We start from the raw sequence: 1445 nt of genomic DNA, 5'->3' as shown, positions 1-1445 counted from the left end.
GCTCCAGAAAGGAGGTGATCCAGCCGCACCTTCCGGTACGGCTACCTTGTTACGACTTAGCCCTAGTTACCTGTTCTACCCTAACCGGCTTCTGTGACGAGCACCGGCTTCAGGTCTACCAAACTTCCATGGCTTGACGGGCGGTGTGTACAAGGCCCGGGAACGTATTCACCGCGTCATTGCTGATACGCGATTACTAGTGATTCCAGCTTCACGGAGTCGAGTTGCAGACTCCGATCCGAACTGAGAACGGCTTTTCGGGATTGGCGCACCATCGCTGGTTGGCAACCCGCTGTACCGTCCATTGTAGCACGTGTGTAGCCCTAGGCGTAAGGGCCATGATGACCTGACGTCGTCCCCGCCTTCCTCACTGCTTGCGCAGGCAGTCTGGCTAGAGTCCCCACCATTACGTGCTGGCAACTAACCATAGGGGTTGCGCTCGTTGCGGGACTTAACCCAACACCTCACGGCACGAGCTGACGACGGCCATGCAGCACCTTGCTTTGTGTCCCGAAGGAAAGGCTCATCTCTGAGCCGGTCACGCGCATTCTAGCCTAGGTAAGGTTCCTCGCGTATCATCGAATTAAACCACATGCTCCACCACTTGTGCGGGCCCCCGTCAATTCTTTTGAGTTTCACTCTTGCGAGCGTACTCCCCAGGTGGGATACTTAACGCTTTCGCTAAGCCACGGACCTTCTATCGCCCGCAGCGAGTATCCATCGTTTACGGCGTGGACTACCAGGGTATCTAATCCTGTTCGCTCCCCACGCTTTCGTGCCTCAGCGTCAGTTACAGTCTAGGCAGCTGCCTTCGCAATCGGGGTTCTGGACGGTATCTATGCATTTCACCGCTACACCGTCCATTCCGCCACCCTCGTCTGTACTCAAGCCAACCAGTTTCCAGGGCAGTTCCGTTGTTGAGCAACGGGCTTTCACCCCAGACTTAATCGGCCGCCTACGCACCCTTTAAACCCAATAAATCCGGACAACGCTTGCACCCTCCGTATTACCGCGGCTGCTGGCACGGAGTTAGCCGGTGCTTATTCACCAGGTACCGTCAGTACGGGACGCATCCCGTTTTTTCTTCCCTGGCAAAAGCAGTTTACGACTCAGAAAGCCTTCATCCTGCACGCGGCATGGCTGGGTCAGGCTCGCGCCCATTGCCCAATATTCCCTACTGCTGCCTCCCGTAGGAGTCGGGCCCGGATCTCAGTGCCCGTGTGGGGGACCAGCCTCTCAGCTCCCCTAGCCATCGTCGCCTTGGTGGGCCGTTACCCCCCCAACCAGCTAATGGCACGCAACCCCATCCGAATCCAATAAATCTTTAACTACTGAACGATGCCGCTCTATAGTCTTATGCGGTATTAATCCGCCTTTCGGCGGGCTATCCCCCAGATTCGGGTAGGTTGGTTACGCGTTACGCACCCGTGCGCCACTATCTCTAT

Annotated in this window: 1 rRNA gene; it reads right to left on the bottom strand. The window is 56.6% G+C overall.

Going from position 1 to position 1445, the window contains the following annotated elements:
- Positions 1 to 7 precede the first annotated feature (7 nt).
- Positions 8 to 1445, bottom strand: a 16S ribosomal RNA gene (locus tag J4G38_RS25575); the annotation flags it as partial.

This window comes from Hymenobacter terricola (assembly GCF_017921975.2).
GTDB lineage: Bacteria > Bacteroidota > Bacteroidia > Cytophagales > Hymenobacteraceae > Hymenobacter > Hymenobacter terricola.
Note: the sequence above shows the minus strand (reverse complement) of the source record. Positions and strands in the feature narration are given on the sequence as shown.